This is a genomic window from Claveliimonas bilis, assembly GCF_020892095.1.
Classification (GTDB): Bacteria; Bacillota; Clostridia; order Lachnospirales; family Lachnospiraceae; genus Claveliimonas; species Claveliimonas bilis.
In genome coordinates this window covers 149,833-173,616 of sequence record NZ_AP024845.1, presented here as the reverse complement: position 1 = coordinate 173,616, position 23,784 = coordinate 149,833, and the positions used below count along the sequence as shown (strand labels likewise).

General features: G+C 37.8%; 27 protein-coding genes. 24 read left to right on the top strand and 3 right to left on the bottom strand.

Translation table 11 applies throughout. From position 1 onward, the window contains the following. The first annotated feature begins 104 nt into the window (after positions 1-104). The gene (locus EUBC25_RS00915) at positions 105-578 is read left to right on the top strand and encodes an acyl-CoA thioesterase (RefSeq protein ID WP_230106385.1); all 474 of its coding nucleotides are present in this window, start codon (positions 105-107) and stop codon (positions 576-578) included. A 19-nt stretch (positions 579-597) separates the two neighbouring features. On the opposite strand, the gene EUBC25_RS00910 is transcribed toward EUBC25_RS00915, so the two are convergent. The 3 genes from EUBC25_RS00910 to EUBC25_RS00900 form a co-directional block, all read right to left on the bottom strand. Continuing rightward, the gene (locus EUBC25_RS00910) at positions 598-882 is read right to left on the bottom strand and encodes a hypothetical protein (RefSeq protein ID WP_230106384.1); all 285 of its coding nucleotides are present in this window, start codon (positions 880-882) and stop codon (positions 598-600) included. Further along, positions 839-1,333 carry a hypothetical protein gene (locus tag EUBC25_RS00905; protein ID WP_230106383.1) on the bottom strand — a complete coding sequence of 165 codons (495 nt, stop codon included), beginning with the start codon at positions 1,331-1,333 and terminating at the stop codon, positions 839-841. Before EUBC25_RS00905 ends, EUBC25_RS00910 begins: the two co-directional genes overlap by 44 nt. 125 nt (positions 1,334-1,458) lie before the next feature. Continuing rightward, complete coding sequence (locus EUBC25_RS00900) at positions 1,459-1,695, bottom strand: chorion class high-cysteine HCB protein 13 (RefSeq protein WP_230106382.1); 237 nt, start codon at positions 1,693-1,695, stop codon at positions 1,459-1,461. A gap of 535 nt (positions 1,696-2,230) precedes the next feature. On the opposite strand from EUBC25_RS00900, the gene ylxM reads away from it, so the two are divergent. From ylxM to pseG, 23 genes are all read left to right on the top strand, one after another. Continuing rightward, complete coding sequence (gene ylxM, locus EUBC25_RS00895) at positions 2,231-2,575, top strand: YlxM family DNA-binding protein (protein ID WP_230106381.1); 345 nt, start codon at positions 2,231-2,233, stop codon at positions 2,573-2,575. A 23-nt stretch (positions 2,576-2,598) separates the two neighbouring features. Further along, the gene (ffh, locus tag EUBC25_RS00890; protein ID WP_230106380.1) at positions 2,599-3,957 is read left to right on the top strand and encodes a signal recognition particle protein; all 1,359 of its coding nucleotides are present in this window, start codon (positions 2,599-2,601) and stop codon (positions 3,955-3,957) included. Positions 3,958-4,021: 64 nt separating this feature from the next. Then, on the top strand, positions 4,022-4,267 hold the full coding sequence (rpsP, locus tag EUBC25_RS00885) for a 30S ribosomal protein S16 (protein WP_230106379.1): 246 nt from the start codon (positions 4,022-4,024) through the stop codon (positions 4,265-4,267). A 20-nt stretch (positions 4,268-4,287) separates the two neighbouring features. Continuing rightward, positions 4,288-4,518 carry a KH domain-containing protein gene (locus EUBC25_RS00880; RefSeq protein ID WP_033125422.1) on the top strand — a complete coding sequence of 77 codons (231 nt, stop codon included), beginning with the start codon at positions 4,288-4,290 and terminating at the stop codon, positions 4,516-4,518. A gap of 151 nt (positions 4,519-4,669) precedes the next feature. Further along, complete coding sequence (gene rimM / locus EUBC25_RS00875) at positions 4,670-5,182, top strand: ribosome maturation factor RimM (protein ID WP_230106378.1); 513 nt, start codon at positions 4,670-4,672, stop codon at positions 5,180-5,182. Continuing rightward, on the top strand, positions 5,182-5,949 hold the full coding sequence (gene trmD, locus EUBC25_RS00870; protein ID WP_230107521.1) for a tRNA (guanosine(37)-N1)-methyltransferase TrmD: 768 nt from the start codon (positions 5,182-5,184) through the stop codon (positions 5,947-5,949). Before rimM ends, trmD begins: the two co-directional genes overlap by 1 nt. A 305-nt stretch (positions 5,950-6,254) precedes the next feature. After that, positions 6,255-6,758 carry a transcription termination/antitermination NusG family protein gene (locus EUBC25_RS00865; protein ID WP_230106377.1) on the top strand — a complete coding sequence of 168 codons (504 nt, stop codon included), beginning with the start codon at positions 6,255-6,257 and terminating at the stop codon, positions 6,756-6,758. 60 nt (positions 6,759-6,818) lie between these two features. Further along, positions 6,819-7,358, top strand: a complete 540-nt coding sequence (locus tag EUBC25_RS00860; RefSeq protein WP_230106376.1) for a transcription termination/antitermination NusG family protein — start codon at positions 6,819-6,821, stop codon at positions 7,356-7,358. Between the two features lie 38 nt (positions 7,359-7,396). Next, positions 7,397-8,710: a DegT/DnrJ/EryC1/StrS family aminotransferase gene (locus EUBC25_RS00855; protein ID WP_230106375.1), complete on the top strand. Its 1,314-nt coding sequence runs from the start codon at positions 7,397-7,399 to the stop codon at positions 8,708-8,710. 26 nt (positions 8,711-8,736) lie between these two features. Then, positions 8,737-9,456: a sugar transferase gene (locus EUBC25_RS00850; RefSeq protein WP_304999995.1), complete on the top strand. Its 720-nt coding sequence runs from the start codon at positions 8,737-8,739 to the stop codon at positions 9,454-9,456. Beyond that, complete coding sequence (locus EUBC25_RS00845) at positions 9,456-10,298, top strand: glycosyltransferase (protein ID WP_230106374.1); 843 nt, start codon at positions 9,456-9,458, stop codon at positions 10,296-10,298. The genes EUBC25_RS00850 and EUBC25_RS00845 overlap by 1 nt, the downstream gene beginning before the upstream one ends. Before the next feature lie 14 nt (positions 10,299-10,312). After that, entirely contained in the window at positions 10,313-11,272 is a 960-nt protein-coding gene (locus EUBC25_RS00840; RefSeq protein ID WP_230106373.1) for a glycosyltransferase family 2 protein, read from the top strand. 280 nt (positions 11,273-11,552) lie between these two features. Continuing rightward, complete coding sequence (locus EUBC25_RS00835) at positions 11,553-12,641, top strand: hypothetical protein (RefSeq protein ID WP_230106372.1); 1,089 nt, start codon at positions 11,553-11,555, stop codon at positions 12,639-12,641. A gap of 2 nt (positions 12,642-12,643) precedes the next feature. Continuing rightward, positions 12,644-13,594, top strand: a complete 951-nt coding sequence (locus EUBC25_RS00830; protein ID WP_230106371.1) for a glycosyltransferase family 2 protein — start codon at positions 12,644-12,646, stop codon at positions 13,592-13,594. Continuing rightward, positions 13,595-14,656 (top strand): polysaccharide pyruvyl transferase family protein, encoded by a 1,062-nt coding sequence (locus EUBC25_RS00825; protein WP_230106370.1) that lies wholly within the window; start codon positions 13,595-13,597, stop codon positions 14,654-14,656. A gap of 1 nt (position 14,657) precedes the next feature. Next, positions 14,658-16,181, top strand: coding sequence for a hypothetical protein (locus tag EUBC25_RS00820; protein ID WP_230106369.1), 1,524 nt, complete (start codon positions 14,658-14,660; stop codon positions 16,179-16,181). Then, positions 16,182-17,483, top strand: a complete 1,302-nt coding sequence (locus EUBC25_RS00815; protein WP_230106368.1) for a lipopolysaccharide biosynthesis protein — start codon at positions 16,182-16,184, stop codon at positions 17,481-17,483. It begins immediately after the preceding gene. A gap of 103 nt (positions 17,484-17,586) precedes the next feature. Then, positions 17,587-18,582, top strand: coding sequence for a UDP-N-acetylglucosamine 4,6-dehydratase (inverting) (gene pseB, locus EUBC25_RS00810; RefSeq protein ID WP_230106367.1), 996 nt, complete (start codon positions 17,587-17,589; stop codon positions 18,580-18,582). A 23-nt stretch (positions 18,583-18,605) separates the two neighbouring features. Then, the gene (gene pseC, locus EUBC25_RS00805) at positions 18,606-19,799 is read left to right on the top strand and encodes a UDP-4-amino-4,6-dideoxy-N-acetyl-beta-L-altrosamine transaminase (RefSeq protein ID WP_230106366.1); all 1,194 of its coding nucleotides are present in this window, start codon (positions 18,606-18,608) and stop codon (positions 19,797-19,799) included. A 180-nt stretch (positions 19,800-19,979) separates the two neighbouring features. After that, positions 19,980-20,666, top strand: a complete 687-nt coding sequence (gene pseF, locus EUBC25_RS00800; protein WP_230106365.1) for a pseudaminic acid cytidylyltransferase — start codon at positions 19,980-19,982, stop codon at positions 20,664-20,666. Positions 20,667-20,668: 2 nt separating this feature from the next. Further along, on the top strand, positions 20,669-21,709 hold the full coding sequence (gene pseI / locus EUBC25_RS00795; protein ID WP_230106364.1) for a pseudaminic acid synthase: 1,041 nt from the start codon (positions 20,669-20,671) through the stop codon (positions 21,707-21,709). After that, positions 21,709-22,164: a GNAT family N-acetyltransferase gene (locus EUBC25_RS00790; RefSeq protein WP_230106363.1), complete on the top strand. Its 456-nt coding sequence runs from the start codon at positions 21,709-21,711 to the stop codon at positions 22,162-22,164. The genes pseI and EUBC25_RS00790 overlap by 1 nt, the downstream gene beginning before the upstream one ends. Before the next feature lie 224 nt (positions 22,165-22,388). Further along, a complete protein-coding gene (gene pseG, locus EUBC25_RS00785) occupies positions 22,389-23,501 on the top strand; it encodes a UDP-2,4-diacetamido-2,4,6-trideoxy-beta-L-altropyranose hydrolase (RefSeq protein ID WP_230106362.1) in 1,113 nt (370 codons plus the stop codon). The last annotated feature ends 283 nt before the right edge of the window (positions 23,502-23,784 follow it).

Below are 23,784 nucleotides of genomic sequence, written 5' to 3'. Positions count from 1 at the left end.
GGATTCCGGTAATTATTTTGAAAAATCAGTTTTAGTATAGCAGATTTTCTGGTATACTGTCCAGTGACTGGAAAGTATAAAAATCAGAATGGAGAATAGAAACTATGGCAGAAAGCAGAAAGGTATCAGAATCATTGACGGAGACTGTGCACATGGTAAGGCCCAATCATTTAAATGCAGCAGGGCGTCTCTTCGGAGGCATTCTGATGCAGTGGATGGACGAAATTGCGGGACTTGTGGCAAAGCGTCATACAAGAAAAAATGTAATCACTGCATCTGTGGATAATCTGCGGTTCTTAAGGGGCGCTTACCAAAGAGATGTAGTTGTGATCACAGGAAAGGTTACTTATGTGGGAAATACATCCATGGAGGTGAAAGTGGATTCCTGTGTGGAACATTTAAATGGGGAAAGGACACTGATCAACCGTGCCTATTTTACCATGGTGGCGCTGGATGAGAACGATCACCCCACACCTGTCCCGAAACTGATCCTCGAGACAGAGGAAGAAGAACAGGAATGGGAAAGCGGAGCCAAAAGAAGGGTGATGCGCAAAATGAGAAAAGAAGAGGGATTTTAAAATAGGGTCTTTAAAGGCCCTATTTTTTTCTCCGCATCTGTGTCATAACAAGATTTACCATAGTGTCGATCTGATTCTTTTCTTCATCCGAACGTCCCTCTTTCAGAATTTCCAGAATCAGTGATGTTTCTTCCGGGGTAAACTGGATGCCTCGTTTCCCGGCGGAAGTGATCAAAGCCATCATAACTGCCGCAAGAGAATTTCCGGATTTCCCTGCGGTCTGCTGTGCAGCGGTTTTGATGAGTTCCAGTTTGACGGGATCAATATCTTTCATCGCCGGGTGGTTCAGCCATTCCTGGGTCATTTTCATCATCTCCTTCCTGATCTTCGTTCGAGTGATCTTCACTTTCCGATGTATTCTGGAATGCATTCATCATCTGCATGACGCCGGAAAGGTCGCCCATATCTGCACCGGAAAAATCAGGCATATCCATATCTTTCATCATATCCATCATACTCATGGCAGACAGCAGCATATCGATAGTTTCGGCGTCCTTTCCAAGATAAGGTCTTACATCTTCCAGAATTTCCGTGACAGAAGCAGAAGATTTAGAGAAAGTATCCCTCTGGGAAACAGAGCTGAAGAGGCCGAAATACTCTGCAGTTTTTTTGAGTTCCAGAAATTTAATATAGAAGGCCAGCATCCGCTGGATGCCAGGCGGGGTATACGGAAGCATCAGCTTCATCATCTGCAGCTGAGTAGAACTGGTAAGTATGTCAAAAGGAGTCATGGGTAGAGGAGGATGTTTTTCCATATGACCCACCTTTGCGTGGCGTTGTAACTATGTATATGAAGAAAGAAAAACGGATATGCAGCAAGAAAGAACGTCATTTACTAAATGCAGGAGGGAACAGCCGCAGCTGTCCCCTCTCTAACAGATTAGCAGCATCCGTTTCCGCCAAAGCCGCCGCAGCAGCACAGGAGAAGGATGATCCACAGGCAGCTGTCGTTTCCGCATCCGCAGCCAAAGTCGCCGCTTCTTCCAAAACCATTGCCGCCGCAGCAGCACAGAAGAAGAATGATCCAGATACAGCTGTTTCCTCCAAATGTATTTCCACATCCGCAGCCTCCGCCGGAACGTACTCCTGAATCGCATCCGCATGATAAATCGCTCATAAGATAGCCTCCAACATATTTTGTTTACAGTACATCATATGCCCGGGAGAAAAAAGTGTGAAAGAGAAAATAAAAAAGATAGTAGTATTTGATTGATAGAATCCGTAAACTATGATATATTATGTCTACGAAAGCCATAGAGCAAAGGCGGCTGCCCTCTTTAATCAGGAGGGGATGTCCCTCCGGACGAAAGAAAGGAGGGCGATGCCAATGTATGTTACATATGCTGATCTGATTCAGCTTTTAATATTCATTGTTGGTTTAGTGGGATTGTGTTATACAATTTTCAAAGAAAAACGAAAATAGCCGCCAAACTATTCGCACTAGTTGACGGCTGTTGTATATAACAGTTAGTTTGATGTGAGGGTAGCCGTTTCTATGGCTTTCCCTTTTTCTATATTTAATATAACATATCAGACAATATGAAGCAAGGATTATATATTTTTTCTGCCAGATTCAGACTAATATTAATCTGTCAAGAAAAAATGCTTGACACCACAAGAGAATTATTATATGATGACACAGGTGATAAAAAATGAATGAAATACTAGAACAGGCGCTGCTGTATGATTTTTACGGTGAGCTGCTAACCAGTCACCAAAAAGAGATATATGAACAGTTTATTCTTGAGGATCTGTCCCTGGGTGAGATTGCTTCCGATGCAGGGATCAGCCGTCAGGGAGTTCATGACCTGGTTAAGCGGTGCAGCAAGACACTGCAGGGGTATGAAGAAAAGCTGCATCTGGTAGAAAAGTTTCTTTCTATAAAAGAAAAGATAGAGAGAATGGATCATATTCTGGAGCAGCATACAGAAAAAGAAAATCAGGAACTGGTATCCAGTATCCGAACGATCGCAAGAGAGATCATCGAGGAATTGTAGTATTAATATAGAGGAGTTAAAGAATGGCTTTTGACAGTTTGACAGAAAAACTTCAGAACGTATTCCGTAATTTGCGGAGCAAAGGCCGGCTGACAGAGGATGATGTCAAGGAGGCGATGAAGGAGATCAAAAGAGCGCTTCTTGCCGCTGACGTAAACTTTAAAGTCGTAAAGAATTTTATAAAAAATGTTCAGGAGCGAGCCATCGGGCAGGATGTGATGAACGGTCTGAATCCCGGCCAGATGGTGATAAAGATTGTAAATGAGGAACTGATTTCTCTGATGGGTTCCGAAACAACCGAGATCAAGCTTCAGCCCGGAAGCGCCATTACTGTTATTATGATGGCTGGTCTTCAGGGTGCAGGTAAGACAACAACTACCGCAAAACTGGCGGGAAAATATAAATTAAAAGGGAAGAAACCTCTTCTCGTAGCATGTGACGTGTACAGGCCGGCTGCTATCAAACAGCTGCAGGTCAATGGAGAAAAGCAGGGCGTGGAAGTGTTTTCCATGGGAGAAAATCACAAGCCTTCCAATATCGCCAAAGCAGCTCTGGAGCATGCGCAGAAAAATGGCAATAACCTGGTGATCCTTGATACGGCAGGACGGCTTCATATTGATGAGGACATGATGGCAGAGCTTCAGGAAATCAAGGAAGCGGTAGAAGTACATCAGACGATTCTTGTTATTGACGCCATGACCGGACAGGATGCGGTTAATGTAGCAGAAGAATTTAATCAGAAAATTGGAATAGATGGTGTGATCGTTACAAAACTGGACGGTGACACAAGAGGCGGTGCGGCGCTGTCTGTTAAGGCGGTGACCGGGAAACCGATTCTCTATGTAGGTATGGGAGAAAAGCTTTCTGACCTGGAACAGTTTTATCCGGACAGAATGGCATCCCGTATCCTGGGAATGGGGGATGTGCTTACCCTCATCGAAAAGGCGGAGGCAGAAATCGACGAAGAAAAGGCAAAAGAAATGTCCCGCAAGATGAAAAAAGCACAGTTTGACTTTGATGATTTCCTGGAAAGTACCAAACAGATGAAAAATATGGGCGGTCTTTCCGGTATTCTAAGCATGCTGCCCGGCATGGGCCCCATGGGAGGTCTCGGGAAAAAAGGCATGCAGTTGGATGACAGTCAGACAGAAGAAGCAGAAAAGAAAATGGCGCGGATGGAAGCAATGATCTATTCTATGACCCCCCAGGAGCGCCGCGATCCGGATCTTCTGAATCCTTCCAGAAAGCACCGTATAGCCAGAGGCGCCGGTGTGGACATCAGTGAAGTGAACCGTATGGTAAAACAGTTCAATGAGATGAAAAAGATGATGAAGATGATGGGAAAAGGTGGTAAAAAGGGAAAATTCAGATTACCTTTTTAACCAGCACATATGCGGGTATCCGCAGTGTGCCAGATAGATAATAAAAAATGTGGAGGTGAAAAAAATGGCAGTAAAAATCAGATTAAAAAGAATGGGACAGAAAAAAGCTCCTTTCTATAGAATCGTTGTAGCTGATTCCAGATCCCCAAGAGATGGAAAGTTCATCGAGGAGATCGGAACATATGATCCGAACCAGGATCCTAGCGTGTTCAATGTAAATGAAGAAGCAGCAAAGAAATGGCTGAACAACGGTGCGCAGCCTACAGAAGTAGTAGGAAAGATTTTCAAGGCAGCAGGCATTGAAAAATAAGACCGGGAGGTGTGCGTATCATGAAGGAATTAGTAGAAGTCATCGTTAAAGCACTGGTAGATGACCCGGAAAGTGTTGTTGTGACAGAGAAAGAGGAAGGCCGTACAACAGTAGTTGAAGTGAAGGTGGCAGATTCTGATATGGGAAAAGTCATTGGAAAACAGGGCCGAATTGCAAAAGCAATCCGCGCTGTCGTAAAAGCAGCAGCATCGAAAGAAGATAAGAAAGTGGTAGTTGATATCGCTGGCTAGAAAGAAAAGCGCGTTTGGGGAAGCAAAGGGTCCAAAAAGACCATTTCCCGGACACGCTTTTATTCTTCTAAAGAAGAATTTTGGTTTCTACAGAGAAGTTTTATTTGACGAATAAAAATATGTAAAAAGAGCAAAAGCAAGGAGAAAAACTATGGAAAAACAGCTTCGGGTAGGCGTTATTTCTTCCACCCATGGGATAAGGGGCGAAGTAAAGGTATTTCCTACAACAGATGATGTGAAGCGTTTCAAAAAACTGAAGAAAGTTTATCTGGATACAGGAAAAGAACAGATTCCCCTGGAGATAGAGCAAGTCAGATTTTTTAAACAGTTTGCTATCTTAAAATTCAAGGGAATTGATAATATAAATGACATTGAAAAATATAAAGGGAAGGACATTCTGGTTGACAGAGAGGACGGAACTCCTCTTGGGAAGGATGAGTACTATATTGCCGATATGATCGGAATGGATGTGTATACAGACGATCCGGGGGAACGTTTCGGCAAATTGAAAGACGTTATGGTTACAGGCGCCAATGATGTCTATGTCATTGATTCCGACAGACATGGAGAGGTGCTTGTACCGGCGATCCGGCAGTGTATAATGGATATTGACGTAGAAGAAAGAAAGATGACTATTCATCTGATGGAGGGACTGTTATCATGATGTATTTTCATATTATGACACTATTTCCGGAAATGGTGATGGCAGGACTTGGGACGAGCATAACCGGACGAGCCATCGACAGAGGACTTTTGTCCATTGATGCAGTCAACATTCGGGATTATGCGTTTAACAAGCATAATAGTGTGGATGACTACCCTTACGGCGGAGGAGCGGGGATGCTGATGCAGGCGGAACCGGTGTATTTAACTTATGAGGCGATCCGGGAGAAAATAAACAGCCGGGAAGGGAAAGAAGCATCGCAAGCGCCACGGGTGATCTACCTGTCTCCTCAGGGAAAAACATTTTCCCAGGAAATGGCAGAAGAGCTTGCAAAAGAGGAAGATTTGATCCTGCTGTGCGGTCACTATGAAGGGATTGACGAGCGGGTACTGGAAGAAATCGTGACAGACTATGTCTCTATCGGCGATTATGTGCTTACCGGAGGAGAACTTCCGGCTATGGTAATGGTAGATACCATTTCCAGGCTGGTTCCGGGGGTTCTGCACAATGATGTCTCTGCAGAGTTCGAAAGCTTTCAGGATCATCTTCTGGAATATCCTCAGTATTCCAGACCGGAAATCTGGCATGACAAGCAGGTGCCGCCTGTCCTTTTATCAGGTCATCATGCAAATGTGGAAAAGTGGAGAAGAGAGCAGTCCGTGATCCGCACGGCAAAGAACCGACCGGATCTTCTTAAGAAAGCCCAGCTTACGGAAGCGGAGAGGAAGATGCTGGAAGAGATGGGGCTGCTGGATGATACAATTTAGATAACAAAAATCGCAGAGTAAACTACTCTGCGAAAATCATTTCATAATTTGTTTTGGAAAATAAAAATTCTCTGGAAGAATCCAGAGAATAATCAGATATTATTTTGAATAAATATGAGATTAGTTGTTATAGAAAAAAATTAAGATTGATTTTATCAGCATAAAATGAATCAAGAAATGGCTAAAATTATCGTAAAATGTACTTATTTAGTATTTTTTCTTGAACAGCTATACTTTATGATGTATAATAACTAAAGTTTCGCAGAGTAGTTTACTCTACGAAAATCAAACAGGGAAGTGATGATATGTGGTACGCCTTAAAATGTCATCCCGGAAAAGAGCAGGAAATTCTGGAATCCTGCCGTCAGGAAATTGACAGCAGGATTCTTTGTGACGCCTTCCTTTTCACTTACGATCAAATGAAACGTTATGAAGGAAGCTGGCATGTGGAGAAAAAGCAAATGTTTCCGCAGTACGTTTTCCTGGAAACAAAAGATGGCAGGGCGCTATTGGAACATTTTAAGTTTTCATCTGCATTCCCAGCGGCGGAAGCAAAAGAAAATTTGAAAAAGATTTCTTCAGAAGAAGAAAGATTTTTGCAGAGCCTTTACAACACCGGACATCACCTTCCTATGTCGGAAGGGTATATCCGAGATGGACAAACCCACGTGACATGCGGCCCGCTGGTGGGCTGGGAAAGGCAGATCAAAAAGATCGACCGTCATAAGCGTCTGGCAAAGCTTGCATTTCCAGGAAATGATTTTGTGACCATGATACCGGCAGGGCTGGAAATCAAAAGTAAGTCCTAGGACGGAAATCCGAAAATGTAATGTTTGTAAAGCAGAGATTTCGGTAGGAGTGAAGAAGCAGTGGAGAAATGGTATGTGATGCGCACTGTTCCCGGAAAAGAGCAGGAGGCAGGAGCGCTGATAGAAAGGACCATAGACAAAAGCCTGTGGAGTCAATGGAGAGTTTTGAAAAAACAGAAGCTGTTCCGGGCCAAAGGGAAGCTGTTCTTAAGTATGGAGACGATGTTTCCAGGCTATATTTTTGTCAAAAGCAGTCTGCCAAAAGAACTGGAGGAGGCACTAAACAAATCCAGGGAGTATCCGAAGCTGATCGGAAATGAACCGATAGAAACCGTACCGGTGGAGGAGCAGGACTTGAGATTTCTCCAGTCTGTATGTGGAAATGAGCTGGAAAAGCCCATGAGCCTTTCCAAAGTAGAGGCAGACGAGGAAGGAAAGCTGATCCATGTAGATGGAATCCTGAAGAAGTATGAGGGGCAGATTATAAGGCAGCGCTTAAGGAAGCGATATGTGCTGGCTGAAGTAGAGCTGTTCCAGAGAAAAGAGGATGTACTGTTTGGGATTTACCTGCCGGGGGATGAGATCTGGCAGGAAAGATGAGTGATAGAAGCAGTTGATCACAGAGGAGTAAAAATGTAATGGACAAGGAAACGTATTTGGCAGATCCGAGATTTAAGGGAATCGAGCCATTTAAAAATAAAGTGTGGCTTTCTTCTCCCACAATGCACGGGGACGAGCAGCATTGGGTAGATGAAGCAATCCAGACAAACTGGGTATCTACTGTGGGAGAAAATATCAATGAAGTGGAGCGCATGGTTGCAGAAAAAGTAGGATGCAAATATGCGGTGGCACTCTCTTCCGGTACAGCGGCGTTGCATCTTGCGGTGAAACTGTGCGGTGAAAAGTTATACGGACAGCCTAAGGTAGGACATGGAACATTGGAAGGGAAAAAGGTGTTCTGTTCCGATATGACTTTCGATGCCACTGTAAATCCTGTGGCATACGAAGGCGGCGAAGCGGTATTCATCGACACAGAGTATGATACCTGGAACATGGATCCGGTTGCTCTTGAAAAAGCATTTGAAATATATCCGGACGTAAAACTGATCGTGATTGCTCATCTTTATGGTACTCCGGGAAAAATCGAAGAGATTAGAAAAATTGCGGATCAGCATGATGCACTGATTGTAGAGGATGCAGCAGAATCATTTTGTGCGACTTATAACGGTGTCCAGACAGGATGTTTTGGAGATGTATCTATCGTATCTGCAAATGGCAATAAATTAGTTACTGGCTCCAGCGGGGGATTACTATTGACTGATGATTTGGAGTGGGCGAATAAAGCACGAAAGTGGTCCACACAAAGCAGGGAGAACGCTCCTTGGTATCAGCATGAAGAAGTAGGATACAACTACCGCATGAGTAATATCATTGCAGGGATCCTTAGAGGTCAGCTCCCTTATGCGGAAGAGCATAAAGAACAGAAGAAAGCAATTTATGAGAGATATCAGGAGAACTTGAAGGACCTGCCGGTAACAATGAATCCAGTTAAGCTGGATGGAGCAGATATTGAACCGAATTACTGGTTAAGTTGTCTTCTTATTAATAAGGAAGCAATGTGCAGGCAGATGCGAGGAGAACAGGAAACCTTATATGTGAGTGAACCAGGGAAAAGCTGCCCGACAGAGATATTGGAAGCATTGATGGCGTTCAATGCAGAAGGCAGGCCGATCTGGAAGCCGATGCATATGCAGCCGATTTACCGGATGAACGGATTTGTGACAAAGAATGGTAATGGACGTGGCAGGAGTAATGCATATATATCTGGAGAAAGTGCGGCTGATGTAGGGGCTGATATCTTTGAGAGGGGACTGTGTTTGCCGAGCGATAATAAGATGACGGTAGAGCAGGTGGATGTGGTTTGCGAGATTATCAGACGGTGTTTTGCATAAGTAATCAGAGTTAAGGAATGTAAGTTATGATGATGAAACATGAGCCATATGGTCCATATGAAAAATATTTTAAGCGACCATTGGATTTTTTTTGTGGGTTAGCGGCTGTGGTTGTATTCTGCTGGCTTTATGCAATCATAGCAATATTGGTTAGGGTAAAACTTGGCAGTCCAGTTTTGTTCACGCAGGATAGGCCTGGAAAGGATGAGAAGATATTTAAGCTCTATAAGTTCCGAACAATGACGGATGAAAGAGATAATAATGGAGATTTGCTTTCTGACGAGTCAAGACTTACAAAATTTGGAAAGTGGCTAAGGAATACTTCGTTAGATGAACTTCCAGAAGCATTTAATATTTTGAATGGTACCATGTCTGTGATTGGTCCACGTCCTCAGCTTGTGAGAGATATGATATTTATGACTAATGTACAAAGAGAAAGACATTCAGTTAGGCCTGGGCTTAGCGGCTTGGCACAGATAAGAGGAAGAAATGCATTATCGTGGGATGAAAAACTGGCTACTGATCTGGAATATATAGAACATATTACTTTTTTAGGCGATATGAAGATTGTTATTGATACTGTTAAGCAGGTGTTTTTTAAAGAGAAAGGCCTCAAAGGTAGCGTAGTTGATGAAGTGGGTATTACAGACGACTTTGGCGATTACTTACTAAAGGCAGGAAGAGTTACTAAGGAAGAATACAATCAAAAGATGTACGAAGCTATCAAATTACTGGAGGACCGATAATGAATGAAAGGATGAAGAATAGAAAAAAGTTTTCTGTTATAACTTCGGTATATAAAAGCGATAATCCAGTATTCTTCGACAGATCCCTTAGTAGTATAACAGAACTTCAAACGATAATACCAGACGATATTGTTCTTGTTGTTGATGGCCCAATTTCTTATGAACTTAATGAAGTTATTGCTAAATATGAAAAAAAATATGACATTTTTAATGTTATTCGTTTGGAAAAGAATGGTGGTTTGGGAAATGCGTTAAAAATTGCTGTTAAAAACACAAAATATGAACTTATAGCTCGTATGGATAGTGATGATGTATCTGTATCTACAAGATTTGAAGAGCAACTTAAATTTTTCGAAATGTATCCTCAGATAGATATTGTTGGTGGGAATATTACAGAGTTTATTGGCGAAGAAAGTAATATTGTTGGATCTAGAATAGTTCCTAAATCAAACGAAGACATACGTGAGTACATGAAAGTTAGATGCGCTATGAATCATGTGTCAGTTATGTATAAAAAGACGGCAGTTCAATCGGCAGGTGGTTATCAAGATTGGTTTTGGAACGAAGATTATTATCTTTGGATACGTATGTGGCTAAATGGAGCAGTATTTGCCAATACAGGAACAACATTGGTAAATGTTAGAGTTGGTGAAGAAATGTACAAACGTCGAGGCGGTAAGGAATACTTTGATAGCGAGAAAGGTCTCCAGAACTATATGCTTAAACATGGCATGATAAGCGGAAAAACGTACATTGTGAATATAGGAAAAAGAATAATAGTTCAAAAAATATTACCTAATAAGCTTAGAGGTTGGGTGTTTAGGACGTTTGCTAGAAAGTAGTGAGGATAATTTTCATGGCTGAAATTTCTATTATTATACCATGCTATAATGCATCAGATTATATTAAGAAATGCTTGGATTCAATTGAAAGGCAAAGCTATAGAGATTTTGATGTTCATTTAGTTGATGACTGTTCGAGTGACAATACAGTTGATGTTTTGAAAGGTATTACATCAAATTATGGGTATAGTATTTTTATACATCAAAATCAGGTCAATAAGGGCCCGTCACTAAGTAGACTAGTCGGTATTAGATCATCTAATGCAAAATATCTTGCGTTTTGTGATAGTGATGATGTTATAGAAAGGGATTTTTTGTTAAAACTATTTGAAAAAATTAGAGAGGGAAATGAAATTGCATTTTGTAATTATTATGTAGTGCATTCTAATGGAAAAAAGAGTGAAAGAATGTGGTTTTCAAAAAAAGAGAACCTTAATATTCGCAAGTTAATAGCTATGGGGCCCGATTCAATGTGTTGCCTTCTTGTTGAAAAAAAGATATTTGAGAATATAGTTTTTCCCGATTTGCGAAATGGAGAAGACATGGCATTAATACCTGTTCTGATATCAAAGGCAAATAAAATTGGTTATGTAAATGATTGCCTATATAATTATATGTATAGGACGAATTCTCTGTCTAAAAGGATTGATCCAGAATTAAGTAAATCACTATTAATTTCATTTAATTATATTTTGGATAATATTAGTAAGGAGTACGAAGTTGAAAGAGAATTTCTTGGTATAAGAAATTATTTGTATGGTTCGCTGATTAATATATTTAAAATAAAGAATATCAATAATGAATTAGTAATGGAAATTATTTATAAATTCGAAAGAATATATCCAAAATGGGAAAACAATAAATATTTTAATTGTTTACCTATCTACAAAAAAATATTTTTGTTTTTTGTAAAAAAAAGAAAATTTGTACTTTGCAGGACATTTGCAACGATACATAGTATTCTGACAGTGTAAGATATATAGTATATGAAATTGCTAATTATGCATATTCTAATTTGGGTGAAAGGTTAACTATAAATGATGAAAAGTGAGAGGTTCAATAGTTAATATGATTGCAAAAAATAGTAGAAAAGTAGGGATACTACTTACAGTTTATTTATTCTTAGCAATATATGCTCCTCCTATTATCTCCCTAAACATGTTTCATGTAATTACAGTATTTTCACTTATAATGATCATTTTGAAATATCGGTATATGGCAAATGAGATATTAAAAAAGATGAGGTGCACTTCAATGCTTTATCTTATTTTTATTAATTTATTCATCATTGCGATCGGAGCTTTTACCACTTTATTCAGCCATGATAGTCGATTAAAAGACGACTATATGATTGCATTGGTATATCAGGCAGTCATTATGATGTCTGAAATTATTATCTCGACACTATATATTTGTTGCGTTATTGAGACGGATTATTCGGAAGATAATGGTGAAAAATTTTTTAAATCCATAGTAATTGCAGGAGTAATTGAATTTTTATTTGTAATGATTGCATACTTAAATCCGAGTATTAGAACATTATTTCTTAACCTAATGGGGTCTAATACAGGATTGTCAGATTTATATTCGAATTATTCAGAGTACTTGAACTATAGAGGGTATGGGTTTGCACTCGAATTATTAGATACTTTTGGATATGGAACTGGGATAATCGGTGGTATCGCTTTTATATTGGGAAAATCTAATAAAAAGTACTATTTTTTTTCATTTTGCATGTTGATAGCGACCTTGCTAAATAGCAGAACAGGTTTGGTTATGATGGCTTTGTTCATAAGCATCGATTTGGTTTGCGGGAAAAATGCCATACTTACAAGGAATAAATTCATATTAATATTATTATTGATGCTGATAGCAATCTTGCTTTGGTTCATTATACTACCTACATTTCTTAATGAAATATTTATATCGACAAAAGATGAGATAGTAAAGAATACAGCGAGGGATTTATTACAGGTGCTACGTTTTGATTACCACACTTTGCAAAAAGAAATGTGGCAATTTCCAGATAACAGCATTTATTTGATGTTTGGAACCGGACACCTGGTTACTAGTACTGTTTCAACGGTTGGATTTGTTAATGCGATATGGGCATATGGAATTGTTGGTACAATATTGCTTTATGCTCTGAGTTCAGTTATGTATATTAAAACTTTACGAAGGTGTAAATATAATTACTTGTATTACAACACAGTGTTTGCATTGTTTATTATTTTTTTTGTTACTCAATTGAAAATGCCGGTTTTTACATATTCTGCAGGAGGGTATTTGCAATTTTCAATTCCAATGATTGTGAATTATTTTATTAGTAAGGAAAAAAGATGAATATGAAGAAGAAATTAAGTATTATTATACCTGTTTATAATCTTGAAAAATATATTATTGAATGTCTCGAATCTATAGATATATATAATGAGTCAGAAGTTGAGGTTATTATTGTTAACGATGGTTCAACAGACTCTAGTGAAAAGGCTGTTTTAGAATATATTTGTGATAAGGCTGGTTTTAAATATATTTATCAGACTAATAAAGGCCTCTCTGGAGCAAGGAATACTGGAATTAAGGCTTCAAAGGGGGAGTATTTGCTTTTCTTGGACGGAGACGATAAATTAAGTAAAAATGCAATTAAGAGTCTTATCGAGTCAAAAATATTGAGTACTCCAACGGAAATTATTATTAGTAGGTATGAAGAGTTTTCCGACATTGATAATCGGGCAACGGAAGGACCAGATTTGGGATTTTTTTCTTATGATAAACCGTTTGATTTTTATGATACATTTGTAAATAAAGGGAAAAACTGGATTTCAGCATGGAGCTGTATTGTAAATAGAAGTTTTATCCTTGATAATAATCTTTTGTTTAAAGAGGGAATTTTACATGAAGATGAACTTTGGGTTTTACAGATTTTTGCAAAAGCAAAGAAATTAAATTTAAATAATAGTTTAATTTATCAATATAGAACAAACCGCAAAGGTTCAATTATGGAAAATGTCACACCTAAGCATTTACTTGATAAATTGAATATATGTAATGAAGCGTATTCAATAATAGCGCCAGATGATAGACATATTATTAATTCAAGAATAAGAAGTCTTATGTTCTCTGTTATATTGTCATTAATATACATTGATGATAAACAAGCAATTAAAGAAATTGAAGCTAAGTTTTATGATATAAGAAAATGTTTAAAGACCAGAGAAGGACTGGGATTATATCTTTGTTCATGCTTTAGATTACGTCCTTTAACGAGAATCATAAGAATTTTGAGGAGAAGATAAATGCTAAAAAATGTTGCTAAATTATTTATAAACGAACTAATGAATATTACTACACTTTTAAGTTTGTTGAAGTTTGGATTTAAGAAAAGTTCTATGCCAAGAATCATTTTGTGCAATACTCCAACACATGGCAATATTGGAGATCAAGCAATCACTTTAGCAGAATTGCAATTCCTCAAAAAAAATTTTAAGCAAATAAAATTGATTGAGATTACTGAGGATGAGTGGAAATATCAAAAAAATAGAATACTTAAACGCATTCATAAAAATGATGTAATAGTAATACACGGTGGAGGATATATCGGAACTCTTTGGCGGGATGAATGCAATACAGCAATTGAAATAATAACGTTGTTACCAGAAAATAATAAAATCATATTTCCGCAAAGTACATATTATGGAGATTGGAATGTATTAGAGCATGATAAAAATATCTTTTCTTCTGCACAAAAATTGTGGTTTTGCGCTAGAGATGAGAGCACCTTTAATTTCGTAATAGACAAGCTTAAAATCAATAAAAGAAATGTATTTCTTGTTTCGGATATCGTCACTACGTTCGATTGGAATAAGAAAAAAATAAAATATAAGAAAAGAAATGAGGTTTTACTTGTACTAAGAAAGGATGTTGAAAAAACAAGAGAGGAAATTTTTGAAGAAAGGCTAGAGATATTATTACAAAATAAAAAATATAGATACAAAAAGTTGGACATGTTTCAACCTTACTATATTAATGTATTTAGGAAACATATAGTGTTAAATCGTTTCACAAAATTTGCTAAAGCAAAGTTTGTTATTACTGATAGATTACATGGTATGTATTTTTCAGCAATTACTAATACGAATTGTTTTGCTATTGACAATGTGAGCGGAAAAGTTTGTGGTGGATACAAATGGCTTGCGAATTTAGGAGGAGTAAAATATTTTGAGTCAGAAGATGATTTGTTAGAATATAGCAAAAATATAGAAGAAAGATATATATCATACGATTACAAATTCTTAGATAAAAACTTTGATGGAGTTGTAAAACTAATGGTTAATTTATTAAATGTCGAGGGGAAATGATATGCAAGAAAAGATAAATTTATTTGTATGGGGTATTCATGACATTAGAATGCTTAAATCAGTGTGCAGAGAGTTATATGATGAAGGTAAATTAGAAAACTGTGTTTGTATTCCTATGGGAACAAGATGTGATAACTCATATAATGATGATATTTTTCATGTCATTCCTTCTTTTTCACTGGACGAGAATACAATAGAATTACTGAAAGAAAATGAATATCCACCGTTAGATTGGGATATTATAACGAAAATGTTGCCTTTTGAATCTAAAGCAATTGAGCTTGGAATGCGTCGGACGAATGTGCCAATTGTAGAATATACTAGAGAGAAGCAAAGGTATTATAGAGAATTGAGAAGAATAATATATATTTTCAGAAAATATCAGATTAATTCATTTTTTGCTACTGCGGTTCCGCATTATCAAGATGCGTATATTGCATATTCGTTATCAAAAGTTTATAACTTTAAAATACGTTTTTTTGTACCTTGCACAATCAAAGACAGACGGTTAATCGCAAATGATATAGATATGATAGGGTGTGACATCCTTGAAACATACGATAAGTTGTTGATTGAAAACACAACAAAGAAAATCAAATCCAGTGACTTAATGGAGTATTTTAATACACAAACTTTAGGAATTGAAGAATTGAAAAAAATTAAAAATCCAGGACAAGATGGCGAAACTAAAAAGATAAAAAGAATGCATACTGATCATTATTGGGGGGTGTGGAAAAAAAGCCATCAGCTTGTGTGGAATCCATTAACCCGATATGTAAAGCGGATAAACGAGCTAAAAAATAAAAAATCGGAATGTTGTTGGGAGAAAAAGAAATTATTTTTAGATAATCTTCGCGAGGAACATGCACTGGTTCGTTTTTTTTATAAGTATTATAGATTTCCATTGGATAAATACAATAATAGAGCAGAGTTACCCCTTTATAATAAACCATTTATTCTGTTTGCTTTGCAATTTGTACCAGAGGCAACCACTTGCCCTCAAGCGGGTGCTTTTTCAAGTCAGTATACATCAATCCAATTGTTAGCTTATGAAGCAAAAAAGTATGGAATTGATATATATGTAAAAGAACATGGGCATCTTTCAATGAGAGATAAACATTTCTATGATGAAATAAGTATGATAAATAATGTTAAATTTATTAAATCTTCAGTAAGTACATATGAACTGATTGAAAAATGTATAGCGGTAGCATCACAAACCGGTTCTTGTTTAATGGAGTCCGTAATGCAAAATAAACCTGCATTGGCATTTGGGAAAGGATATTTATGGAAAGGGCTACCAGGGTTGTTTGAAATTTTAGATTCAGCACATTTGAATGATATTCTGAGAAATATAATGAATCAAAAGGTACAGATAAGTAATGAAAGTATCTATAAGTATTTTGTTGCGATTGATGAGAAAACTGTGATTTACAAGGCATATGGGAATAATTCAAATACGGAAAGAGCTATCAATAAAGAGGTTTTAAAAAATATCTTTATCGGATTTGCAAATGGTGAATAAATGAATAAAGGCTTAATTAATCTCCTAGAGAGATTGAAGAAAAATAGAATATTAGCAAGCATTCTTGCCATTAGTGGAGGTACGATGTTTGCACAAGTTTTGTCAACGATTACTACGCCGATTGTAACAAGAATGTTTAGTGCCAGTGAATATGGAATTCTTACTACGTTCAATTCAATTCTATCAATTTTAGGAATAGTAGGTGCTTTGAAATATGAACTGTCAATTCTTGTTGCTGATGACGACGAGACGTCAATTTCTTGTTTCAGACTTAGCGTAATAGTACTAATGATTACTACATCTATATTGACTTTCATATTATTTCTGAATAATAGAATTATTTTGCCTTATTTGGGAGCTGATAATTTAGCTGAATATTGGTATATGATACCAATAGGGATTTTTTTGATTCAGTATTTTGCTATTGCAATCCAATTTTCTTATCGACAAAGGGATTTCAAAAAGATATCTCTTACTATGGTTAAACAAAGTGTGGTAGGAAATGTGGCAAAGATAGTGTTGGGAGTTTTGGGAATTGGGCCCATAGGATTACTTCTTTCAAGAGTGCTGAGTGATAGTGTGGGGGTTCTATCCCTTACGAAACCAATTATAAGGCATCCACTGTTTCGGAAAGAGAACCGGTATTCGTTATGTAAAATAGCAAAAAGATTTTGGCGATTTCCAGTTTTTCAGTTTCCAAGTACAATAATGAGCCAGATGGCGTTAAATTTACCGGTTTTTTTTCTGGGGATAATTTATGACAGTTCTGTTGTTGGCGCTTTTGGCTTGGCTAATACAGTTGTTAATTTATCGATGGATTTGGTAGGAAAATCAGTTAGTAATGTTTTTTATGCAGAAGCGGCAAAAATTGCAAGAACAAGTCCTGAAGAGTTAAAGGAACTATCAAATAGCATTTTGAAGAAGATGATACTTTTAGGATTAATACCGTTAGTGGTGCTATTATTATTTGGTGAAGTTTTGTTTGCTTTTGTTTTTGGATCTGAATGGAGAATATCTGGAATTTATGCGAGCGTCATGTCTGTAGGAATATTTTTTAATTTTATTTTTACGCCTGTTAGTCGTGTGTTTGAAATATATAATAAACAAAAATGCACCTTGCTACTTAACGGATTGAATTTGATTTTGATGGGGAGCGTTTTTGGTTTGGCATCAAAAAATGAGATTTCAATCTATGTTACTTTGGCTTTATATACAGCTGTTAAGTCGATTATAAGTGTTTTTACATTTCTTCTTTCGAGGTGGTTTATAAATGAAAGAGTAAAAACGCAAAGTGTTTTGTAGATATCATTATATAGGGATTATTTTATAAAAGTTATCATAATTTTTTTCTGCTATCAAAAAGTATATAAATATTAAGTTACAAAGGAAAATGGAGGATATAAAAATGTTAAACAACAAAACGATTCTTATTACAGGAGGTACAGGCTCTTTTGGCCATCATTTCGTTGATTATGTGCTTGAGCATTATCAGCCAAAGAAAATCATTATTTACTCACGTGATGAATTCAAGCAATTTAATATGCAGAATGAATACAAGAAATATGATAAATATTTACGATTTTTCATTGGTGATGTTCGCGATAAGGAAAGGCTGTCCAGAGCTCTGACTGGTGTAGATTATGTTATTCATGCGGCAGCGCTTAAGCAGGTACCGGCATGCGAATATAATCCTATTGAAGCAATCAAGACAAACATCAATGGAGCTTGTAATGTTATTGATGCATGTCTTGACAAGGGAATCAAAAAAGTAGTTGCTCTTTCTACGGACAAGTCAGTCAGTCCGGCAAATTTGTATGGATCTACGAAAATGGTTTCTGATAGATTATTTGCTGCTGCTAATGCTTACTCAGGAGCAGAGGGCACAAAGTTTGCAGTTGTCAGATATGGTAATGTAGCGGGAAGTCGAGGTTCAGTAATTCCGTTTTTCCAGAATATTATTGATCAAGGAGGTAAGGAGCTTCCCATTACTGACTACAGAATGACTCGTTTTTGGATTAGCCTGGAAGAAGGCGTAAAGCTGGTTATAAAAGCATTGGAAGAATCAAGAGGGGGAGAGACTTTTATTTCAAAAATTCCTTCTTTTAAGATTACAGACTTAGCACAGGCAATGCTTCCTGAATGTGAAATGCCAGAGGTTGGAATTAGGGAAGGAGAAAAACTTCATGAAGTCATGGTGCCCGCCGAAGATTCTGCCTATACATATGAATATGATAGTCACTATATTATTTATCCGAATTATAATTGGTGGAATCAAGATAAGTTGATTCCTGGTGGCAAGAAGGTGGATCCGGGATTTGTTTATGATTCTGGTACAAATAAGGAATGGCTTTCAGTGGAGGATATTCAGCGTCTTTTGAAGACTGATATAGACCATCATTAATGGTAGAAAATGGAGGAAGAATCGTGGAAAAATTAGCTGTATTTGGCGGTAAGCCAGTATTTGAGAAGAAAATCGGTTACGGCCATCAGTATATAGATGATGCGGATATTCAGGCAGTTGTGGATGTTTTGAAAAGTGACTTCCTTACATGTGGTCCTAAAATTAATGAAGCGGAAGCGAAGCTTTGTGAGATAACAGGCGCAAAACATGCTGTGCTGATCAGTAATGGAACGGCGGCTCTTCATGCAGCTTGTTTCGCAGCTGGTATCGGTCCTGGCGATGAGGTGATTACAACGCCGATTACTTTTGCAGCGTCTGCAAACTGTGCATTATATTGTGGTGGAAAGCCTGTTTTTGCTGATATTAATCCGGAAACCTATAATATTGCCCCTGATAGTATTGAAAAGTGTATTACCGAGAGAACAAAAGCAGTGGTAGCAGTTGATTTTACTGGACAGGCAGTCGAAGTTCAGAGGATTCGGGAAATTTGTGATAAGCATAACCTTATTTTTATTGAAGATGCAGCACATTCTCTGGGCACCAGATTTAATGGAAAGCCGATCGGAAGCCTGGCAGACATGACAGAATTCAGCTTTCATCCAGTTAAAACCTGTACGGCAGGTGAGGGTGGTGCAATAACTACAAATGATGAAGAGCTTTATAAGAAATTACTCCTTTTCCGGACGCATGGTATTACAAGAGTAAACGAATGGATGGACAAGCCTTCAGAGGGCGGCTGGTATTATCAGCAGGTAGATTTGGGATATAATTACCGTATTACAGATATGCAGGCTGCTCTTCTTTCCAGTCAGTTGGACAAGCTTGGACATTTTGCAAGGCGGAGAAAGGAACTGGTAAAAAGATACGACGAAGCGTTTAGGGAAATTCCAGAGATTATTGTTCAACGTGAGATACCGGAATCTGACACAGTTCGGCACCTTTATATTATACAGTTAGACCTTGAAAAATTGACATGTAGTAGGAAGGAAGTATATGACGCTCTTCAGGCAGAAGGGATTGGCGTGAATGTCCATTATATCCCTGTCTATTTCTTTCCTTATTATCAGAATCTTGGGTATAAAATGGGAAGTTGCCCTAATGCAGAGAGTTTATATGAGCGTATTATTTCCATTCCGCTTTTCTATTCAATGACTGATGAAGATCAGGAAAAAGTTATAGTGGCTGTGAAAAAGGTAATTGATTATTACAGACGATAAAGGAATTTGATATTGTCTATGGGTGAGGGAAGAAATGGTATCAATCGTTAGCTAAATATTTGTTTTTCATATATTAAAAATAAGTATTATTAGGACGATTTTAAAATTGCTATTCCCTCACTTGCTCTATGTTTGATATTTGTATAATATTAATATTGATAGAAGGGACACAAGAGCATTATGAGAAAAATAGCCATAATAACTGCGCGTGGAGGGTCTAAGAGAATTCCCAAGAAAAATATAAAGGAATTTTGTGGAAAACCTATTATTGCTTATAGTATTGAGGCTGCATTACAAAGTAGAGTCTTTGACGAGGTTATGGTAAGTACAGATTTAGAAGAAATTAAAGAAATCGCAGAACAGTATGGAGCATTTGTACCATTTATGCGCTCGTCAGAAGCCAGCAGTGATTTTGCTACGACAGCAGATGTGATTAAAGAGGTGCTTTCTGATTATGAAAAGCTAGGGAAACGATTTGACTCGTTTGCTTGTTTATATCCTACGGCCCCCTTTATGACAGCGAAAAGATTAGTTGAAGCCTCTTCACTGCTTGCTGATGCTGATGCTGTATTATCAGTTGTAAAGTACAGTTTTCCACCACAAAGAGCTTTTGTAATCAGAAATGGGGGCGTTCAGTTCCAATATCCACAGTATGAAAGAACACGAAGTCAGGATTTAGAACCAATTTATCATGACTGCGGTCAGTTTTATATGTGTAAAGTAGATTCGTTTCTACAGCACCAAAGCCTGATATTACCAGTTACAGTACCATACATCATGCCGGAAGAAGAGGTGCAGGATATTGATACAATGTCCGATTGGGAAATTGCAGAAGCAAAATATAAGGTCCTGCACAAGGGAGAGTAAATATGTTTCGTATGTTTGATAAAATTAATAATAACGAAGTGTATATCATTGCAGAAATGAGTGCGAACCACGGAGGCAATCTTGAGAATGCGCTGAAGATTGTGCGCCAAGTGGCGAAAGCGGGCGCTGACTGCTTGAAAATCCAGACATACACAGCTGACAGTATCACTATAGATTGCGACAGTGAGGATTTTCAGATTCATGGCGGTTTGTGGGATGGATATAAACTTTATGATTTATACTCAGATGCAGGTACGCCATATGAGTGGCAGGCTCGCATAAAAGAAGAGTGCAGCAAATGTGGAATTGATTTCCTCTCTACACCTTTTGATAATGCAGCTGTGGACTTTCTTGAAAACTTAGGCTGTGAAGCATATAAGATTGCAAGCTTTGAGTTGGTCGATATACCATTGATTGAGTATGCTGCTTCAAAGGGCAAGCCGATGATTCTTTCCTGTGGGATGTCAAACATAGAAGAGATACAGGAGGCTGTAGACGCTTGTCATAGGGTTGGGAATAACCAGGTTGTATTGCTTAAATGCTGCAGTGAGTATCCTTCCAACTGGGAAGATATGCATATTGCCAATATTCCCGATATGATAGAGAGATTTCATGTAAATGTTGGACTTTCTGACCATAGTGCAGGAAGCATAGCGGCGGTTGTTGCTGTCGCAATGGGGGCTTGTGTCATTGAGAAACACGTTAAAATCGAAGGGGTGGAAAGTGCAGATAGTAAATTTTCTATGCCAATGGGTGAATTTGCAGATATGGTCGAAGCGACTCGTGATGCAAAGCTGATCGCCGGAAAAGTTCAGTATGGACCTACAGCCGGAGAAATGGGAAATCTAAAATTCAGACGGAGTCTGTTTGCGGTGGAAGATATAAAAGCCGGAGAGAGGATTACCAAAGATAACGTTAGAAGTATCAGACCATCAACCGGTTTGGCACCTAAGTATATGAGAGAGATAATTGGTAAAATTGCGGTGAGAGATATCCCCTATGGGTCTCCACTATCTTTAAAAATGTTTAAGGAGAAGGATTGATGGTTTGGTTACGAGAGGCTTTGCAGTCGGATATAGATTTACTTTATGAATGGACGAATGATCCTATTGTTAGGCAGAATTCATTTCATTCGGAAATGATATCATATGCAGTCCACAAAGAGTGGTTTGCTCGCATAATGGAAGACAAAAATATTGTCCAATATATATTGATAGCAGATGAAGAACCCGTTGGACAGATTAGACTGACAATTGATGGAAATAAAGCGGAAATAGGTTATAGTATTGCACCCCAACACCGTCAGAGGGGATATGGGCGGATGATATTGCAATTGATTGTGGATGAAGTAAAGCATAAATTCCCTGATGTTAAGGAAGTGGTAGCGAAAGTTAAACCTGAGAATATAGCATCAAAGAAATTGTTTGAAAGCGAAGGATATGATATGAAATATTTATGCTATGTCTTAGATACAAATAAGAAGTTACAGGATAAGTAATACAGACGGAATCCTTTTCTGATAGATATCTCTACATTGAGGATTGCGAAATGAGAGATTGTTTAATAGAAAAGTATACAATTCAGTTGTTCAGTCTGGTGTTAATATTACAGATTGCTGTCATAATCAAACGATTTTATTCTGATGAAATATTTTGCGATTGTCAATATCACACTAGCAGAGAGAAATAATATGGAGAAAAAAGTACAAGAGAGGAAGGCTTTATGATTTATATCCGTACAGATGCAAATCCCAATATTGGTATGGGACACATAATGAGATGCCTTTCTATAGCAGATGCATTTCACGAACTTGGCAATCCCCTTATTTTTATTCTTGCCGATGAACATATTCTCCCCCTTATCACTACTAGGGGGTATAAAGCTATAATTCTTCATAGTGACTATAATGATATGGAAGCAGAGCTGTCATTGTGGAAGTTACAAGATATCGCGTCAGCTGATCTTATTATTGTTGATTCCTACTATGCTACTGCTGGTTATCTAAAGTTATTGAAAACCAGAATGGGTAAGAAAGGAAAACTAGTGTATTTGGACGACCTCGTATCCTTTCCATACCCAGTGGATATTTTAGTGAATTATAATGCATCTGCTAAACTTTCAATCTATGAGTCTCTTTACAAATCTGATATAGTAGATATGCCACAGTTAATATTGGGGTGTTCTTTCGCTCCATTGAGAAGTATGTTTCGTGGTGTTGCCAAAAAAAAGCAGCCAGAGAAGGTTAAGAATATCTTGATTTCTACAGGTGGGGCTGATAAGCTGCATTTGTCAATTTCCCTTGTTCGTGCATTGTTGGAAAAGGAAAGTGGAAAAGAGTATACATATCATTTTCTGCTTGGTACGATGAACACAGATAAGAAGGAGATAAGATCACTAGTACAAGGGCATAATAATTTTATCCTCCATGAAAATGTGTCAGATATGCGTAGTCTGCTAGAAAAGATGGACTTGGCTGTGGCAGCGGCGGGATCAACCTTATATGAGATTTGTGCCTGTGGTGTTCCATTGATAACTTACACCATTGCTGATAATCAGATACCTGGGGCAGAAGCGTTTCATTTTCTTGGATTAGCTATGAATATAGGGGATTTACGGGAGAGTTCAACAGCTGCTTCCTCTGCTGTTGTATCTGGCAAATTGTCATCGTCATCTGTTGAACAGATAATTTCTGCTGTGGAGGAGAGAAGTTCTGATTATGGTTGGCGTATGGAAGTAGGATATAAGATGCAGGAGATGATTGATGGCTTTGGTGCTGTCAGGTTGGCAAAAAAGATTCTTCGATCATTGCCATGGGATGCGCAAAGTGTGAAATAAATGTTTTTTTAAAAGGTATGGGTAGAGTCATAAAAAGTCTGTTTGCTTTTGTAATAAGTAGATCCCTTAATCGGAATTTGACAGATGATGTGTATCCTTTTTACTGGAGAAAATCAGTAAGGAGGATATTTTTATTGTTAGGCCGAGGACTTGTTTTCTAACACGGAGTTTTGCGGGGTCCGAAAAACGTAGGGATAGTGTCAATAGTTTTTCGTAAAAGTGAAATCGTGCCTTGTAAAACTAAGTTCCACTTGTTTGCTATAAAACTTATGGAGTCTTTATC

Coding starts and splice junctions, on each gene's coding strand:
- EUBC25_RS00900 (WP_230106382.1), bottom strand. CDS start 1,695: ATGAGCGATTTATCATGCGGATGCGATTCAGGAGTACGTTCCGGCGGA.
- EUBC25_RS00835 (WP_230106372.1), top strand. CDS start 11,553: ATGCTTTATCTTATTTTTATTAATTTATTCATCATTGCGATCGGAGCT.
- EUBC25_RS00850 (WP_304999995.1), top strand. CDS start 8,737: ATGATGATGAAACATGAGCCATATGGTCCATATGAAAAATATTTTAAG.
- ffh (WP_230106380.1), top strand. CDS start 2,599: ATGGCTTTTGACAGTTTGACAGAAAAACTTCAGAACGTATTCCGTAAT.
- EUBC25_RS00830 (WP_230106371.1), top strand. CDS start 12,644: ATGAAGAAGAAATTAAGTATTATTATACCTGTTTATAATCTTGAAAAA.
- pseB (WP_230106367.1), top strand. CDS start 17,587: ATGTTAAACAACAAAACGATTCTTATTACAGGAGGTACAGGCTCTTTT.
- rimM (WP_230106378.1), top strand. CDS start 4,670: ATGGAAAAACAGCTTCGGGTAGGCGTTATTTCTTCCACCCATGGGATA.
- EUBC25_RS00845 (WP_230106374.1), top strand. CDS start 9,456: ATGAATGAAAGGATGAAGAATAGAAAAAAGTTTTCTGTTATAACTTCG.
- pseI (WP_230106364.1), top strand. CDS start 20,669: ATGTTTCGTATGTTTGATAAAATTAATAATAACGAAGTGTATATCATT.
- EUBC25_RS00825 (WP_230106370.1), top strand. CDS start 13,595: ATGCTAAAAAATGTTGCTAAATTATTTATAAACGAACTAATGAATATT.
- EUBC25_RS00815 (WP_230106368.1), top strand. CDS start 16,182: ATGAATAAAGGCTTAATTAATCTCCTAGAGAGATTGAAGAAAAATAGA.
- EUBC25_RS00820 (WP_230106369.1), top strand. CDS start 14,658: ATGCAAGAAAAGATAAATTTATTTGTATGGGGTATTCATGACATTAGA.
- EUBC25_RS00915 (WP_230106385.1), top strand. CDS start 105: ATGGCAGAAAGCAGAAAGGTATCAGAATCATTGACGGAGACTGTGCAC.
- EUBC25_RS00880 (WP_033125422.1), top strand. CDS start 4,288: ATGAAGGAATTAGTAGAAGTCATCGTTAAAGCACTGGTAGATGACCCG.
- pseF (WP_230106365.1), top strand. CDS start 19,980: ATGAGAAAAATAGCCATAATAACTGCGCGTGGAGGGTCTAAGAGAATT.
- rpsP (WP_230106379.1), top strand. CDS start 4,022: ATGGCAGTAAAAATCAGATTAAAAAGAATGGGACAGAAAAAAGCTCCT.
- ylxM (WP_230106381.1), top strand. CDS start 2,231: ATGAATGAAATACTAGAACAGGCGCTGCTGTATGATTTTTACGGTGAG.
- EUBC25_RS00865 (WP_230106377.1), top strand. CDS start 6,255: ATGTGGTACGCCTTAAAATGTCATCCCGGAAAAGAGCAGGAAATTCTG.
- EUBC25_RS00855 (WP_230106375.1), top strand. CDS start 7,397: ATGGACAAGGAAACGTATTTGGCAGATCCGAGATTTAAGGGAATCGAG.
- pseG (WP_230106362.1), top strand. CDS start 22,389: ATGATTTATATCCGTACAGATGCAAATCCCAATATTGGTATGGGACAC.
- EUBC25_RS00910 (WP_230106384.1), bottom strand. CDS start 882: ATGACCCAGGAATGGCTGAACCACCCGGCGATGAAAGATATTGATCCC.
- EUBC25_RS00790 (WP_230106363.1), top strand. CDS start 21,709: ATGGTTTGGTTACGAGAGGCTTTGCAGTCGGATATAGATTTACTTTAT.
- EUBC25_RS00840 (WP_230106373.1), top strand. CDS start 10,313: ATGGCTGAAATTTCTATTATTATACCATGCTATAATGCATCAGATTAT.
- trmD (WP_230107521.1), top strand. CDS start 5,182: ATGTATTTTCATATTATGACACTATTTCCGGAAATGGTGATGGCAGGA.
- EUBC25_RS00905 (WP_230106383.1), bottom strand. CDS start 1,333: ATGGAAAAACATCCTCCTCTACCCATGACTCCTTTTGACATACTTACC.